The following is a 14,624-nucleotide window of genomic DNA, read 5'->3' on the forward strand; positions in this document are numbered from 1 at the left end:
GGTGTTCTTATGGAAAATGTCTTAAAAGGAAAACACGTTGGCTTTTCTCATTTTAGAGAAGAATATATCGAACATATTGCAAAACAGCAATGGGATAATGAATTGCTTCGGCATTTGAGCTGGGATGCTTTACATCCGTGGGGGCTTGAAGAATGGAAAGATTTCACGATTAATAAAGGAGAAGATGATCGATTTCTATTTGCTATTTTAGAAAATACGACAGAGGAATTTATTGGTTGGGTTTCGTTGTCTGATGTACAGTTGAAAAATAGAGGGGCCAATTTAGGGATTGCTATTTTACAAAAAGAGCAACGTGGTCAAGGATATGGCTTTGAGGCGGTGTCTTTAATTTGTAAATTTGCTTTTTATGAATTGGGCTTGCACAAAATCAGATTAGCTGTCAATAGTAACAATCAAAAAGCGATTCATCTTTATGAAAAAGTAGGCTTCAAAAAAGAAGGAATTGATAGAGAAGCGTTATTTCAAGATGGTCAATGGCTGGATATCTACAATTACGGAATTTTACAAAAAGAGTGGCTACAAATGATTAAGGCTGAGAGTTAGCTCAGGAACTGTTTAACACCAAGACACTGAGCAAACGCAGATATGCCGTTCTCAGCAGTGAATGTGCGGTAAAATAAAAAAACAGAAGAAATCGGCGGTTACCGTCCGATTTCTTCTGTTTTTTACCATAGACCAGGCGCTGCAGTCACAACGATTTGTTTTTTTGTAAACGGATGGAGTAAATGAAGTTGTGAAGCATGGAGCATTAAACGAGCTGCCTGCGATTTTGGGTTGTATAACGGATCACCAATAATTGGATGCCCTTCGCTAGCTAAATGGACCCGAATTTGGTGCGTCCGACCTGTTTCTAAAACACAGGTAACTGCGGTTTGATTATTAGAAAGAGCTTTGACCACCTGGACATGTGTAATCGCTGAATCCCCTTTTTGAGGATCAATCCGTCGCTTCCGGCGATCATGCCGATCACGACCAATCGGCTGATTGATTGTCTGTTCTTTTTGGTTAAAGTGACCAGCCGCAATCGCTTGATATTGGCGGTAAATTTGTTTTGTTTCTAATAAACGCCCTAAAATAGGTAAGACAAAAGGATTTTTAGCAAAGACAATCGCACCACTGGTTTCTTTATCTAATCGATGAACGACATAAGGGACCTGATTTTTCTCGGCTAAATAGGCAGCAACATGATTTAACAAGGTGTCTGTTTCCTGTGGCTGATTTGGATGGGTTTTAATGCCATAAGGTTTATTTACAATCATTAAATGTTCGTCTTCATATAAAACCGTCACACGCGTTGCTTCCCCCAAATGAATAGTGGGACGCACATAATCGGTTTCTTCAAACGTTAAGGTGACACAATCGCCAGCTTGGACTGGAAAATGAAAAGCAGCTGTTTCTCCATTGATTTTGACATTTTTTCGCGTGCGTAAAAAATGGCGCACTTTTCGAGGGACTAGCCACTCATTTTCTAATAGTTCTTTTACAGTCATTGTTGAAAAATTTTCAGGTAATCTCATTGAATATTCCACCAAATCCCACCTTTCACTGATTCGCTATTTAGTGTAACAAAGCTACTCAAAAGGTCAAGTCAGAACGGAAAAAAAGCTGAAATTTGTTAGAAAGGCAGTTCCTTGAGAGATTCTTAAACAAATTTACATAAAAAACGAAGAAAAGCATGATAGAATAGAGGCTAAATAAAGACTCGTTTCTAAGCGTAAGCAATTATTTACCTCTAGTGAAGGCCATATTTCCTTTGCTACAGCGAAAAGACCATTGAAATTGTTTTTCAAGAATTTTTCATGCTTTAGACCTAGGTCGTACCTGCAAGAATATGGTAGACTTAGCCAAGAAACGTAAACAGAGGGAGTACTATGGACAATCTTAAACAATTTTTTAGTAAAGTCGGTGTCGGATTACGTCATTTTTGGACGTGGATAAAGCCTTATTTAATACAATTCCATCAAGCCAGAAAGCGGATTTGGAAAAAGTATCAAATCAATAAAATTTTCTTGTTAATTGGTTTGGTAGTCGCTTTAGGTGCCAGTATTTATTTATTTTACTTAGCCAAGTCCGCAAACGTTGAGACCCTAAAATCGGGGCTAAGTGAATCAACACGCGTTTATGATGAATCAGGAAAAGAAGTCGGAAAATTATTCGGGCAAAAAGGGACTTTTGTGGAACTGGATAATATTTCTCCTTATATTCAAGATGCGGTTATTTCAACTGAAGATCGCGGGTTTTATCAACATAAAGGGTATTCCATCAAAGGTATTGCCCGTGCGGTTGTTGGAAAATTGACCTTCGGGAAAATCGGTGGCGGTGGTGGCGGAAGTACAATTACGCAGCAATTAGCCAAAAATGCTTACTTAACGCAAGAACAAACGTTAGATAGGAAAGCCAGAGAATTATTCTTAGCGATTGAAATCGAAAAGAAATATTCGAAAAAAGATATCTTGGCAATGTATTTAAATAATTCTTATTTTGGTAATGGTGTCTGGGGCGTGCAAGATGCAGCTCGTAAATACTTTGGCGTGGATGCGTCCCAAGTTACAGTGGGGGAAGCCGCAACGCTAGCGGGCATGTTAAAAGGGCCAGGAATTTATAACCCAATTGATTACATTGACAATGCCACAGCGCGACGGAATACCGTTTTACAACTAATGGTCGACAATAAAAAACTATCTCAAGAAGAAGCCAATCAAGAAGCGAGTGTTAACTTAGCGAGTCTATTAAATGACACCTATGTTGGCGACGAAAATAGTTACAAATATCCATATTATTTTGATGCGGTAATTGATGAAGCGGTCAATCGTTATAAATTTAAAGAAGAAGATATTTTAAATAAAGGCTACAAGATTTACACTTCTTTAAATCAGGGGTATCAAGATGCGATGGATGCAACTTATAAAAATGATGCACTATTTCCACCCAATGCAGAAGATGGTGCCATGGTTCAGAGTGGTTCTGTAGCCATTGATCCGAAAACCGGCGGCGTGCAAGCACTGGTGGGCGGTCGAGGGGAACATGTTTATCGAGGCTTTAACTTTGCAACGCAAACAAAACGTTCACCAGGCTCGTCCTTAAAACCAATTTCTGTCTATACACCAGCTTTAGAGGCTGGCTATAAACCAGACTCTGTTTTAGAAGATAAACCACAAGATTATTATCCAGCGCAAAACTATAGCCGCACGTACAGTGGAGAAGTTCCTATGTATCAAGCCTTAGGAGAAAGCTTAAATTTACCAGCGGTGTGGTTATTACATCAAATTGGTTTAGATAAAGGCTATGAAAAAACAGAGAAATTTGGCATTCCGTTATCAGAAAAAGATCGGTACTATGGTTTAGCACTTGGAGGATTACAAACGGGTGTTTCGCCACTAACCATGGCGGGAGCTTATAGTGCCTTTGCCAATGAAGGCTATAAAACTGAAACGCATTTAATTACAAAAATCGTCGACTCAACTGGCGCAATTGTAGTTGATAATACGAAAGTCAAGAAAGAGCAAGTTATTACCAAAGATGTTGCAGATGGGATTACAAGTATGTTACTAGGGGTCTTTAGTTCTGGGAGCGGGGTCAACGCACAACCGGCAGGCTATGTAATGGCTGGTAAAACAGGTACGACAGAAACCAACTTCGATAGTAGTAAAACGAACGATCAGTGGGTGATTGGTTATACACCAGAAGTTGTCATTGCTACTTGGTTAGGCTTCCAAGAAACCAGTAAAACCCATTATTTGGAAGGTAGTAGCGCCACATATGCCTCTCAGGTGTTCAACAGTCAAGCCAGTGGCATCTTGCCACAAGTCAAACAAGCACAATTTCCTGTCGCGGATGCTTATGCCACAGGTGGGAAAGTTGTTGATAGCAACGATAGTTTAACCGGTGGTGCCAATTCTAATTGGCGGGATAACTTGAAAGACTTTGGAAACTCTGTTCAAGATGGCGCTAGCAATTTCGGAGATACATTGAATGAAGTTGGGGGACAAATTAAAGACGGCGCGAAAAAAGTCAAAGACAAGATTGAAGGAATTTTCGGAGGCTTATTAGGAAATTAGTTGGGAAAACCTAAGAGAAATGGTACAATAAAGATGAAACTATTGAGAAAAGAGGGATTCCATTGAGTAACATTTATGATACAGCCAATCAGATTGAACGTGAACTACGTGAGTTAGACGAATTTAAAGCATTACAAGCAGCGTATGAAGAAGTAAAAGCAGACGAAGCAGCTTACACATTGTTTAAAGAATTCCAAGGATTCCAACAAGGACTTCAAGAAAAACAAATGCGCGGTGAAGAATTCACGGATGAAGATGCTGAAAAAGCACAAAGCATTGCAACGAAAGTGCAAGAAACAGCAGTTATCAACGAATTAATGCAAAAAGAACAAGCGTTTAGCTTAGTTGTCAATGATTTAAACCGAATTATCATGACTCCTGTGCGTGATATGTATAACGATTAATTTACGTAATTGAACTCTGACAAGTTGTCTATAAGACAATTTGTCAGAGTTTTTCTTTTTTACTGAAAATAAAAAAACGAACAAATTTTCGTATGTTTTTACTGACCAAGCTGGCAGAAAATGATATGATAAAGGGAGGAGAAAAGGAGGGGAAACGATGAAACTATTGCATACAGCTGATTTACACATGGATCGGTCTTTTGAAGGGTTAACTGGGATCCCGACAGCCTTAGCGAAGCGCTTAAGAGAAGCTAATCAACAATTGTTAATGAATATCGTAACAGTTGCCATTCGAGAAGCGGTGGACTTGGTTATTTTTGCAGGAGATACGTTTCATCAAAGTCAGACCTCTATTTCAATGCAAGCCCAATTGATGGCCGCATTAGAACAGTTGAAACAAGCAGAAATTCCTGTGATTCTAACATTTGGGAATCATGATTACTATAAAAAAGACCGCTATTGGTTTTCTTTTCCAGACAATGTTTTTTTATTTGAAAAAGAAATGGTTGAGACACTGTATTTTGAAACGAAAGCGGGCGAACAAGTGGCTGTTTCGGGGTTTAGTTATGAGCATCCCTGGATTGATGAAAATAAAGCACTAGAATTTCCTATCAAACAAGCAGAATCTGACATTCATATTGGGATTTATCATGGAGACACCAGTCGGAAAGCGCAACAAAATTATGCTCCGTTTACATGGAAGGATTTAAAAGCCACTGGCTATAATTATTGGGCATTGGGCCATATTCATCAGCCGCAAATTGTTAGTGAACAACCGCTAATTGTTTATCCTGGAACACCTCAAGGTCATACGAAAAAAGAACAGTCTTTACAAGGGGTTGCAGTGGTCACACTTTCCCAAAATCAAGCGACTGTTCAATTTGAAAAAGTCGCAGAAATAGATTGGACGAATGAAGAAGTATCTCTGGCGCAATGCCGTGACACCCAAAGCGTTTTGTCTTATCTTGAAACCAGTTTGCTGACGAAGTGGCATGCGCATCAGCAACAGCAATTGATGGCGTTGACACTGAAAGAAACGCAACATTTGGATGTGACCGTGGTGCAAGCCATTGTCAATGGTGAACTATTAAGCTACTTACAGCAGCAGCTTTTACAAAAAACGCAAGGTGATTTTTTTGTTTATCGCCTAATATTGCAAGCAGAGGAACCAACGAAAGAACCAATCTATTTAGCCGCTAGTCCCAACTTATTAACGGCATTAGAAAAAACATACTTAGATCCAGTTATTTTTGAAGATACCACCAAGGAATTGTTACGTTATCCAGAATTTGCTGGAATTTTTTCAATGGATGAGCAGTGGCGATTAGAGAGCTTGCGCCTAGCACATGAGCAAATTAATGAAGACTTTACTATTCAGGAGGACCCACTATGAAATTACTCGCAGTAGAAATTGTGGGCTTTGGAAAATGGCAACAACAGAAAATTACATTTGAATCTGGTAATCAATTGCTGTACGGCGCAAATGAAGTTGGCAAGTCCACATTGTATCAATTCATTCAAGCAATGCTGTTTGGTTTTCCCACAAAGGGCAAAAGAAAACGCGATTACGCACCTAAAAATGGTGGCTCGTATGGTGGTCGTTTGTGGTTGGCACATCCTGTGTTTGGAGAAGTTCAAGTCGAGCGTTTTAAAGAAAAAAATAAAGGGCAAGCAATCATTTATTATCAACAACAAATGGGGGATGAAAAAACCTTACAGCAAATGTTACATCCGCTAACGAAAAAGTTATTTCAAGAGGTTTTTACTTTCCAACAAGAACAATTAATTACGAGTGACAAGTTGACAGAAGAGGAACTGCAAACATCCTTGTTAGCCATTGGTGTTTCTGGTAGTCAACAACTTTTGACTTACCGAAATGCGTACTTTAAAGAAGCACAAAAAATCTTTAAAGGTAAAGGACAGCAGCCATTACTCAATCAGAAGTTGGCGGCTTATCAAGAACTAAAAGAGCAAATTCAAGAGAAAGAAGCGCAGCAACAAACTTTTCAACAATTAGAAGAAACGATTCGCGAAACAGAACAACAGCGAGTGACACTGCAACAGCAATTAAAAGAAACGCAACAGGACTTGTTACAGGTTGCGGAACAGCAACGTCACTTTCCCTTGTACGAAGAATGGCAGTCGCTACCTGAAGAAACAGAGAACGTTGTTTTAGTAAAAGAAGACCAAGTTCAATTAGAAGAAACCTTTCAAGAATATATGTACCTAGACAAAGAACGACAACGTTTGACCAAAGAGTTATCTCTTCAGTCAGAAGCGCTCGATGTTCCAGAAGGCTATGCTTTTTACCTAGAACAAGAATCATTAATTCAACAATTGTTGAATCAACGCTATGATATGCAACAATTGATGACGGAATCGGAATGGATGTCCCAAACCTTTGAGCAAAATCGTCAAGAAATGGTCCTTTTAGAGAACGAATGGTCATGGTCGCCTGAACGACCACCACAGCTTTTTTATGACAACGAAACCGTTCAAAAGTGGCGCCAACAACAAGTTGCGTATACGCAAGCTCTTCAAAAAGGACAAGAACAGAAAGCATTCTTGGCTTCTCAAATTGAAAATCTGGAAGACCAGTTAACGGATTTTGAAAAAGAGCATGCTGCATTTTTTGGTGAAGCGACGCGTGCCCAAAAAGCGCAGAAAACAAGTCAACCACTTTGGTTATTGCTAGGAAGTATCCTTGCATTACTCGGTTTCTTTTTGCCAAGCCCTTTAAAATGGGGCCTAGTTCTCGTGGGAGTTAGTTTTATCGCGAAAGAAGTGCTTAGCTACGCCAATAGAAAAGAAGCTTCCTCTGATGAAGTGAAAGAAGAATGGCAGACGAAACTTTCGCAACTAGATTATTTAAATGAACAGTTCCAACAGGCGCTGAATCAAGAACGTGAGGCACAACTGCAAGTGGAACAACTTGAACAAGCAGTAGCGGAGCAAGCCCAACTCCATCAATTAGGAAAAATGAATCAAATTGATACTTTAATGAATCAGCGGGAATTGATTACGCGCTATTTATTGCTTGTTCAAACAAATGAAGAACTCATGAGTCAATTGAAGGAAAATCAACAAAAACGCCAAGTATTTGAAGAACAAAGCTTCCCATTGATGACGCATTTACCCTTGCAAGGAAAGAGCCTTTCCGAAAAGTTACACTTTTTAGAAGGGTTTGCTGAAGAAATGGAGAAGGTTCGCTTTGCTCAGGAGTATCAGGCAGATGGCTATCTCAAACAGCAGTTACGAGAGTTGAAAACTAAACAGCAAGAAGCATTAACACGAATTCAGCCTTTACTAATTCGTTATCGGATTCTATCAATCGCTGATGTTCCAATGAGGATTCAACAGCTGACCACTCAGCAAGCCCAAGTTGGTCGTGGGCAAGAATTAGCGACACAATTAGGCAATCTGTTTCCAGAAGCGGTAACAGAAGCAACGTTAAAAGACCGTTCTTTACAACTGGCGCAGCAACAAGCATTGGAAGAAAGCCAGTTAGATAAAATACAAGAACAGTATCAAGCGCTGATTTATGAAAAACAACAATTAATGACGGATGGTACCTTAGATGAGTTGTATCAACGCCAAGCAATTTTAAAAGCGGAAATCAAAGAATTAGCTCAACGTTGGTCTGGGTATCAACTGGCGGGGCAACTGTTAATGGACCTATTAACAGAGCTTTCGGAACAACAATTGCCCAGCTTATTACAGTATGCATCAAGCTACTTTGCACTTTTAACAAGCCAGCGTTATCAATCAATCCAAGTAGCCGAAGGTCAACTAGTTGCGGTGACGAAAGAACAAGAAATGTTTTATTTACATGAATTATCAACTGGCACTAAAGATCAATTGATGATGGCTGTTCGTTTTGCCTTTTTAGCAGTCCAAGGCGAGCAACTGATTTGTCCAATTATCATTGATGATGGCTGGTTACACTATGATCATCAAAGAAAAGCCCAATTAGCTGAATTATTTACTAAGTTTGGTCAAAAACAGCAAGTCATTTGTTTTTCTTCTGACCAAGAAATGGTAAGCTATTATCAGGACTTACAACAAAGAGTAATTGCGTTAGAAGGAGGAAGCGTCAAGTGAAAAAATTACGTGAATTAACAGTAGAAGAACTTTTTGAATCATTTGTTCTAATTAAAAATGCCGATGTGCGTGTAGCTAAAAATGGGAAAAAGTTTATTGCCTTTACCTTTCAAGACACATCTGGCACGATTGACGGAAAATATTGGGACGCCTCTGAGGATGAAATTACACGGTTTACTGCGGGAAACGTTGTTTTACTGAATGGGAAACGAGAAGTTTATCAAAATAAACCCCAAGTAAAAATTTTACACATGCGTTTAGCGACAGCAGAGGAACCAAGCCAGCCAAGTTTATATATGGAACGAGCGCCTTTGAAAAAAGAAGAGATGGTCGAGGAAATCAATCAAATGATTTTTGAGATTACCAATGCTCATTGGAATCGTATTGTGCGCTATCTCATGACGAAATACCAACAAGAATTTTATGAATTTCCTGCAGCCAAACGGAACCATCATGCTTTTGCGAATGGCTTAGCTTACCACACTGTCTCAATGTTGCGCCTAGGCAAAGCAATTGCTAAGGAATATCCTGAAATTAACACGTCACTATTATACGCGGGGATTATTTTACATGACTTAGGAAAAGTTTTAGAACTATCTGGTGCTATTACGACAGAATATACGGTGGCAGGGAACTTAATTGGTCATTTAGTTTTGGTGGATGAGGAAATTACCAAGGCGTGTTTAGCTTTGAAAATTGATGATCGAGAAGAAGACGTTGTCGTTCTTCGGCACATGGTCTTAGCCCACCATGGATTGTTGGAATATGGCTCACCTGTGCGACCAAGAATTATGGAAGCGGAAATCTTACATCAAATTGATACCATGGATGCGTCCATTCAAATGATGCTAGGGGCAATTCGTCAAACACAGCCTGGGGAGTATACGGAACGAATCTTTGGTTTAGATAACCGCAGTTTCTATGTTCCAAAAGATAAATAAAAAAAGGGAGTGGTCAATCGACCACTCCCTTTTTTATGCTTATTTAGAAGAAGATTCTGTTGTTTTGCTTGAAGAATCTGTTGCTTTTTCAGAGTCGCTTGTTTTGGTATCGCTTGTTTTAGAATCACTTGATTTTGATTCTTTTTTCTCTGAAGAAGCGCTTGAAGATTCAGTTTGCATGTAGCCTGCTAAAGCGTTCTTGAAGGCATCATCTTTAATTTTCACATTGGCCGCTTTTAATTCGTCACTAATGACTTTCGAAACAAATGTTTGATCGGCTAATTTTGTTTCTTCAGCAATTTTCTTGATCTCTTTTTCATAAGGTTTCATGTCATTGCCTTTTGCTTTGTTTTTCGTCATTTTCACTACATAGTAGGTTGTTTGGTAGGTTTGCATATTTGTTGCAGCAATTGGTTCTGACACTTCGCCATCTTTTAATTTGAAGGCAGCTTCTTTAACTTCGGCAGGAACAGTTGTTGCTTGTGAATCAAATTTAATTTTACCGCCATCTTTTTTCGTAGCAGCATCTGTTGATTTTTCTTTAGCAATTTTTGTGAAATCGCCGCCGTCAGTGATTTCTTTCTTGACAGCTTTGGCATCATCTTCTGAAGCAACTTGGATAATTTGTGCTTCTACTTCTGGATGGAAACTTGCCCAAGCTGTTTTTAAGTCTTCATCTGTAATTTTTAAGTGGGCTTTTAGACCTGCATCATAGGCTGCTCTTTGTTTTAACTGTTTCTTGAATGTTTTTTCAGTTAAACCAGCTTGTTTTAATGCATCAGAGAACTTTCCACCTTGTGCTTCTACTTGTTCTTTGGCTTCGTCAAAGTTTTTTTGAATATCTTTGTCAGTTACTTTGTCGCCATATTTTTCTTCAAAAACTTTATAAATAACCATTTGGCTAAACGCTTGTTGGCTCGTGCTTTGTTCTTTAATTTGGTTATAAAAATCATCAACAGTAATTGTTGAACCTTTCATTGTTGCGATATCTTTTGAACCGCTTGAACACGCTGCTAAACTAAAAACGGCCATTGCGCCCGCTGCAGCTAAGATTAGTTTTTTCTTCATTCTCTTATGCACTCCTGTTTTTTTTAGTTTTATTTCTGTTATAACTATACCATACCTTATTTTGAAAAAGAAAGAGTCTCAGGCATAGTTTCAAACAAAATTCGTATTTACGTCACACTTTTTATTTTTTTAATAACAAAAGAAATAATTAACATAAAAGACTTTACTTTTGCTTGTTGGTTTGTGTGTCAGGTAATTCAGCCGTGATTTTAGCAATTTGTTCTTTAATTTGAGCAATCCGAGGTTCCGCTTGGAATTTGAAATCAGTGATTTCTTGTTGCAGGTCTTTTGAAAATTCAGTTGCCAGTGGAACGTTTTCTTCGACAACTGCCAAATTTCGTTGCACCTGATCCCAGTCATTCGTGACTTGATTTTTCAGTGAACGATAGTCCTCTAGCTCATTGATTAAATGTTGGCGTGTTTCTTTCCCGCTTCTTGGAGCAGCCAACAAGCCGCCAATGGTACCAGCAGCTGCGCCAAAAAAGAGACCTTTAATAAATTTTTTCATTTAGTTCACCTGCTTTGCAATGGTCTCAGCAATTTCTTGCATCGCTTCGGCGGAATAGTCCTCTTGATGGTTGCCAAAATGAATAGAGAAATCATCTTCTTTTGAATAACGGGGAATCAAATGAACGTGGGAATGGAAAACGGATTGATAAGCCACTTCCTTATTGTTATTTAAAATGTTTAATCCTTCCATTTCTGGAAAAGCTTTTTCTAATGCTCGTGCTACTTTAGGAATACGAGCAAAGACGTCGCTTGCTAAAACGTCATTATATTCAAAAATATCAGCAACATGTTGTTTTGGAATCATTAAGGTATGCCCTTTGGTCACTTGTGTAATGTCTAAAAACGCGTAGACTTTCTCGTCTTCATAGACTTTATAACTTGGGCTTTCGCCGTTGATAATTTTACAAAAAATACAATCATTCATGAAAAATTCCTCTTTTCTCTAGGTTCTTTCCTTTACTTTACCACAAGTTGATTTCTCTGTGGATGAAAAAGTACGTGAGTTCGCTAAAAAGTTCGTTTCATTTCGTGTATAATAAGAGAAAGAAAAAAATCCATTTAATTAAGGGAGTAATTTTTGAATTCTTGGTTCGCTTAGGGTTTAATAATGGTAGAGAGAAAAGGTTGGAGGCAAAAGAAATGAGCTTAACAATTGAACATTTAACAGGAGGTTACGGCCATATTCCTGTCTTAAAAGATATTAATTTTGACGTCAAGTCTGGTGAAATGGTTGGTTTAATTGGCTTGAATGGTGCGGGGAAAAGTACCACCATCAAAAATATTATTGGGTTACTTACGCCGCAAAAAGGCAAAATTATGATTGACGGGGAAACATTGCAACAAGCCCCTGAAGAATATCGTAAAAAAATCGGGTATATTCCGGAAACACCTTCTTTATATGAAGAATTAACATTGAAAGAGCATATCGAAGTAACGGCCTTGGCTTATGATATTCCATTAGAAGAAGCGTTCAAACGAGCAGAACCATTACTAAAAACGTTCCGTTTAGACAATAAATTGGAATGGTTTCCTGCTAATTTTTCAAAAGGCATGAAACAAAAAGTCATGGTACTTTGTGCATTCTTAATTGAACCGAGTTTATATATTATTGATGAACCTTTTCTAGGCTTAGATCCTTTAGCAATTCATGCTTTATTAGAATTAATGGATACGATGCGTAAGCAAGGGGCAGCGATTTTAATGTCCACGCATATTTTAGCAACAGCTGAAAAATATTGTGATCGCTTTGTGGTGCTACACGAAGGGAAATTACGGGCAAACGGTACAATGGCTGAATTACGTGCAGAATTTAATTTACCAGAGTCTTCTTTAGATGATATTTATCTTGCCTTGACGAAGGAAGAAAAGGTGGGGTAACATGGGCGAATTTTTTAGTCAACGTTTGTCACGGCATTTTAAAAAAATGTCCAAGTACTTGCGCTATATTTTAAATGATCATTTTGTTTTAGTCTGTATGTTTTTATTAGGCGGATTAGGTCTGTACTATTCCCAGTTGTTAAAAGAATTACCTCGTGATTTTGTTTGGGGCAGACCGTTAATTCTGTTGGGCTGGCTGCTACTCATTCAAGTTGGTAAGTTGGCTACTTTGACAGAAGAGCCCGACAAGGTGTTTTTATTACCAAAAGAAAAACAATTCGCTGCTTATCTGAAACGGGCGCTGCGCTACTCTTTAATTTTACCGATTGTGGTCAGCTTTCTAGGAAGTGGCCTATTGATGCCGTTGATTGTAGTCACAACGGGTTGGTCGTTTCAAACCTTCTTTTTATTTTTGGTCATGCTAGTTTGTATGATTTATACACATCTTAGTTTACAAAGCTACGGGCTCTATCATCTTTCGTCAACCACTTACCGTAGTTGGTGGTTCGTTTGGTTGATCAGTAGTCTCTTGATTATGACGGGAGCCATTTACTGGACGCCTTGGGTTGGTGTGATTGGTAGCATCATTCTGGCCGTTTGTTTATCGAGTATTTGGCAAAATAAGATGAAACAGAGTTTCTTGGATTGGGAAAAAATGATCCAAAAAGAACAAAACAGAATGCATAGAATTTATAAATTCATTCAGTTGTTTACAGATATTCCTGAAGTGAGTAGTACAGTAAAACGTCGTAAATACTTAGATCCTCTCCTCGGAGTAGTCAAAAAAACATCTGAGAACACGTATGCTTACTTATTCATTCGGAGCTTTTTACGAGGTAGCGAATATAGTGGCCTATTGTTTCGCTTGATTTTGGTTGGTGGCGTGCTACTCTTCTTTTTACAAGAATTCTGGATTGCGTTGGTAGTTGCTTTATTGTTTGTCTATTTAATCGGGTTCCAGTTGATTCCCATGTACACGCAATTTGATTATATGGTGATGACACAGCTATATCCAATTTCAATAGAAAAAAAACAAGCAGCAATTCGCCGGTTAATTGGCGGCGCATTGTCTGTTGCGGCCATTATTTTTGGTGGGATTGTCTGCCTTCGTTTAGGCAATTTGCAAAATAGCTTGCTCATTCTGGGTGCCTTAATTGTAGAAGTTGTGATTTTCACTAAAATGTATGTTCCAATGCGCTTGAATAAGTTATAAAGATGAGAAAACCCAGCAAAATTTACAAAAGAACCACATAGAAGCTTGACGAAGCAAGGTTTGGCGACTAAAATGGTAATTGCTGTAAAAATTGCAATAAAATTGTGTTGAGATAGGAGATAATTTCCATGGAATTTCAGTTGGATAAAGACTGGCGTCTGCAGCCGATAAAGGGCGCAACTGGTCAAACATACATGGGAATAAAAGAAACAGAGAAAGTGTTCATTAAACGAAACACTTCTCCACTTCTTGCAGCATTGTCTAAAGAAGGGTTAGCCCCGAAGATGATTTGGACAAAGCGGACAGCGAATGGCGACGTACTAACAGCCCAAGAATGGCTGGAAGGACGTTTATTACATGCGGACGAAATTGGCAAACGCAATGACGTGATTGACGTGTTATACCAATTGCATCATTCTAATTTGCTGAAAGACATGTTGAAAAAAATTGGTGGCGAAGTTTGTACCCCGCTAACAATGTTGAAAGAGTATAAGCGTCAACTACCTAAAGAATTAAAACGAAACAGTTATTTAAAAGAAGTAATCACTTATTTATATAATCATTTACCAGAATATCCAGAAACTAGCTATGTGGCTGTCCACGGCGATGTGAATCATCGGAATTGGTTAGTCTCGAATAATTATCTCTATTTAGTAGATTGGGATTCTGTGATGGTCGCGGACCCAGCGGTAGATTTAGGAATGATTTTGAGTCATTATGTGCCTCGTTCCGGTTGGAATCAATGGTTACTATCTTATGGTTTAATTCCTAATGAAAGTACAGTTCAACGAATTTATTGGTATGGTTTATTTAGCTTTTTACAAGAGATTGTTCGTCATCACCAAGAGGGCGAAAGAAGAGCAATGACTGCAGAAATTTTACAATTAAAACGAATGTTTAGTAGTTAAACTAATTCATTTAACATCCACAC

13 protein-coding genes are annotated in these 14,624 nt (G+C 38.5%); 9 read left to right on the forward strand and 4 right to left on the reverse strand.

Going from position 1 to position 14,624, the window contains the following annotated elements; genetic code table 11:
* The first annotated feature begins 9 nt into the window (after positions 1 to 9).
* On the forward strand, positions 10 to 564 hold the full coding sequence (locus tag IGJ90_RS02245) for a GNAT family N-acetyltransferase (protein ID WP_002366157.1): 555 nt from the start codon (positions 10 to 12) through the stop codon (positions 562 to 564).
* Positions 565 to 686: 122 nt separating this feature from the next.
* Here the strand turns inward: IGJ90_RS02245 and IGJ90_RS02250 are convergent, their stop codons facing one another.
* Positions 687 to 1,550 carry an RluA family pseudouridine synthase gene (locus IGJ90_RS02250; protein ID WP_002366158.1) on the reverse strand — a complete coding sequence of 288 codons (864 nt, stop codon included), beginning with the start codon at positions 1,548 to 1,550 and terminating at the stop codon, positions 687 to 689.
* A gap of 342 nt (positions 1,551 to 1,892) precedes the next feature.
* Between IGJ90_RS02250 and IGJ90_RS02255 the strand changes: the two genes are divergently transcribed.
* The 5 genes from IGJ90_RS02255 to IGJ90_RS02275 all read left to right on the forward strand — a co-directional run bounded on the left by IGJ90_RS02255 (position 1,893) and on the right by IGJ90_RS02275 (position 9,525).
* Positions 1,893 to 4,079: a PBP1A family penicillin-binding protein gene (locus IGJ90_RS02255; RefSeq protein ID WP_002366159.1), complete on the forward strand. Its 2,187-nt coding sequence runs from the start codon at positions 1,893 to 1,895 to the stop codon at positions 4,077 to 4,079.
* 62 nt (positions 4,080 to 4,141) lie between these two features.
* Positions 4,142 to 4,483 carry a YlbF family regulator gene (locus IGJ90_RS02260; protein WP_002355518.1) on the forward strand — a complete coding sequence of 114 codons (342 nt, stop codon included), beginning with the start codon at positions 4,142 to 4,144 and terminating at the stop codon, positions 4,481 to 4,483.
* 157 nt (positions 4,484 to 4,640) lie between these two features.
* The gene (locus tag IGJ90_RS02265) at positions 4,641 to 5,876 is read left to right on the forward strand and encodes a DNA repair exonuclease (RefSeq protein ID WP_002355519.1); all 1,236 of its coding nucleotides are present in this window, start codon (positions 4,641 to 4,643) and stop codon (positions 5,874 to 5,876) included.
* The gene (locus IGJ90_RS02270; RefSeq protein ID WP_002366161.1) at positions 5,873 to 8,584 is read left to right on the forward strand and encodes an ATP-binding protein; all 2,712 of its coding nucleotides are present in this window, start codon (positions 5,873 to 5,875) and stop codon (positions 8,582 to 8,584) included. The genes IGJ90_RS02265 and IGJ90_RS02270 overlap by 4 nt, the downstream gene beginning before the upstream one ends.
* Positions 8,581 to 9,525: a 3'-5' exoribonuclease YhaM family protein gene (locus IGJ90_RS02275; RefSeq protein WP_002366162.1), complete on the forward strand. Its 945-nt coding sequence runs from the start codon at positions 8,581 to 8,583 to the stop codon at positions 9,523 to 9,525. The genes IGJ90_RS02270 and IGJ90_RS02275 overlap by 4 nt, the downstream gene beginning before the upstream one ends.
* A gap of 39 nt (positions 9,526 to 9,564) precedes the next feature.
* Here IGJ90_RS02275 and IGJ90_RS02280 read toward each other — a convergent pair whose 3' ends face one another.
* From IGJ90_RS02280 to IGJ90_RS02290, 3 genes are all read right to left on the reverse strand, one after another.
* Positions 9,565 to 10,593, reverse strand: a complete 1,029-nt coding sequence (locus IGJ90_RS02280; RefSeq protein WP_002355524.1) for a peptidylprolyl isomerase — start codon at positions 10,591 to 10,593, stop codon at positions 9,565 to 9,567.
* Between the two features lie 163 nt (positions 10,594 to 10,756).
* Positions 10,757 to 11,101, reverse strand: coding sequence for a YtxH domain-containing protein (locus IGJ90_RS02285; protein ID WP_002355526.1), 345 nt, complete (start codon positions 11,099 to 11,101; stop codon positions 10,757 to 10,759).
* The gene (locus IGJ90_RS02290; RefSeq protein ID WP_438767506.1) at positions 11,102 to 11,527 is read right to left on the reverse strand and encodes an HIT family protein; all 426 of its coding nucleotides are present in this window, start codon (positions 11,525 to 11,527) and stop codon (positions 11,102 to 11,104) included.
* Positions 11,528 to 11,742: 215 nt separating this feature from the next.
* Between IGJ90_RS02290 and IGJ90_RS02295 the strand changes: the two genes are divergently transcribed.
* The 3 genes from IGJ90_RS02295 to IGJ90_RS02305 all read left to right on the forward strand — a co-directional run bounded on the left by IGJ90_RS02295 (position 11,743) and on the right by IGJ90_RS02305 (position 14,601).
* Positions 11,743 to 12,480 (forward strand): ABC transporter ATP-binding protein, encoded by a 738-nt coding sequence (locus IGJ90_RS02295; RefSeq protein ID WP_002363160.1) that lies wholly within the window; start codon positions 11,743 to 11,745, stop codon positions 12,478 to 12,480.
* A 1-nt stretch (position 12,481) separates the two neighbouring features.
* Entirely contained in the window at positions 12,482 to 13,693 is a 1,212-nt protein-coding gene (locus tag IGJ90_RS02300; RefSeq protein WP_438767508.1) for an ABC transporter permease, read from the forward strand.
* 128 nt (positions 13,694 to 13,821) lie between these two features.
* Positions 13,822 to 14,601 carry a phosphotransferase family protein gene (locus IGJ90_RS02305; RefSeq protein WP_002355531.1) on the forward strand — a complete coding sequence of 260 codons (780 nt, stop codon included), beginning with the start codon at positions 13,822 to 13,824 and terminating at the stop codon, positions 14,599 to 14,601.
* Positions 14,602 to 14,624 lie beyond the last annotated feature (23 nt).

It is taken from the genome of Enterococcus sp. AZ129 (assembly GCF_051714505.1).
GTDB lineage: Bacteria > Bacillota > Bacilli > Lactobacillales > Enterococcaceae > Enterococcus > Enterococcus faecalis.

What these genes read in the sequence shown, in the direction of transcription:
- IGJ90_RS02285 (WP_002355526.1), bottom strand. Translation starts at nt 11,101, where the DNA reads ATGAAAAAATTTATTAAAGGTCTCTTTTTTGGCGCAGCTGCTGGTACC.
- IGJ90_RS02255 (WP_002366159.1), top strand. Translation starts at nt 1,893, where the DNA reads ATGGACAATCTTAAACAATTTTTTAGTAAAGTCGGTGTCGGATTACGT.
- IGJ90_RS02280 (WP_002355524.1), bottom strand. Translation starts at nt 10,593, where the DNA reads ATGAAGAAAAAACTAATCTTAGCTGCAGCGGGCGCAATGGCCGTTTTT.
- IGJ90_RS02300 (WP_438767508.1), top strand. Translation starts at nt 12,482, where the DNA reads ATGGGCGAATTTTTTAGTCAACGTTTGTCACGGCATTTTAAAAAAATG.
- IGJ90_RS02245 (WP_002366157.1), top strand. Translation starts at nt 10, where the DNA reads ATGGAAAATGTCTTAAAAGGAAAACACGTTGGCTTTTCTCATTTTAGA.
- IGJ90_RS02290 (WP_438767506.1), bottom strand. Translation starts at nt 11,527, where the DNA reads ATGAATGATTGTATTTTTTGTAAAATTATCAACGGCGAAAGCCCAAGT.
- IGJ90_RS02305 (WP_002355531.1), top strand. Translation starts at nt 13,822, where the DNA reads ATGGAATTTCAGTTGGATAAAGACTGGCGTCTGCAGCCGATAAAGGGC.
- IGJ90_RS02265 (WP_002355519.1), top strand. Translation starts at nt 4,641, where the DNA reads ATGAAACTATTGCATACAGCTGATTTACACATGGATCGGTCTTTTGAA.
- IGJ90_RS02295 (WP_002363160.1), top strand. Translation starts at nt 11,743, where the DNA reads ATGAGCTTAACAATTGAACATTTAACAGGAGGTTACGGCCATATTCCT.
- IGJ90_RS02270 (WP_002366161.1), top strand. Translation starts at nt 5,873, where the DNA reads ATGAAATTACTCGCAGTAGAAATTGTGGGCTTTGGAAAATGGCAACAA.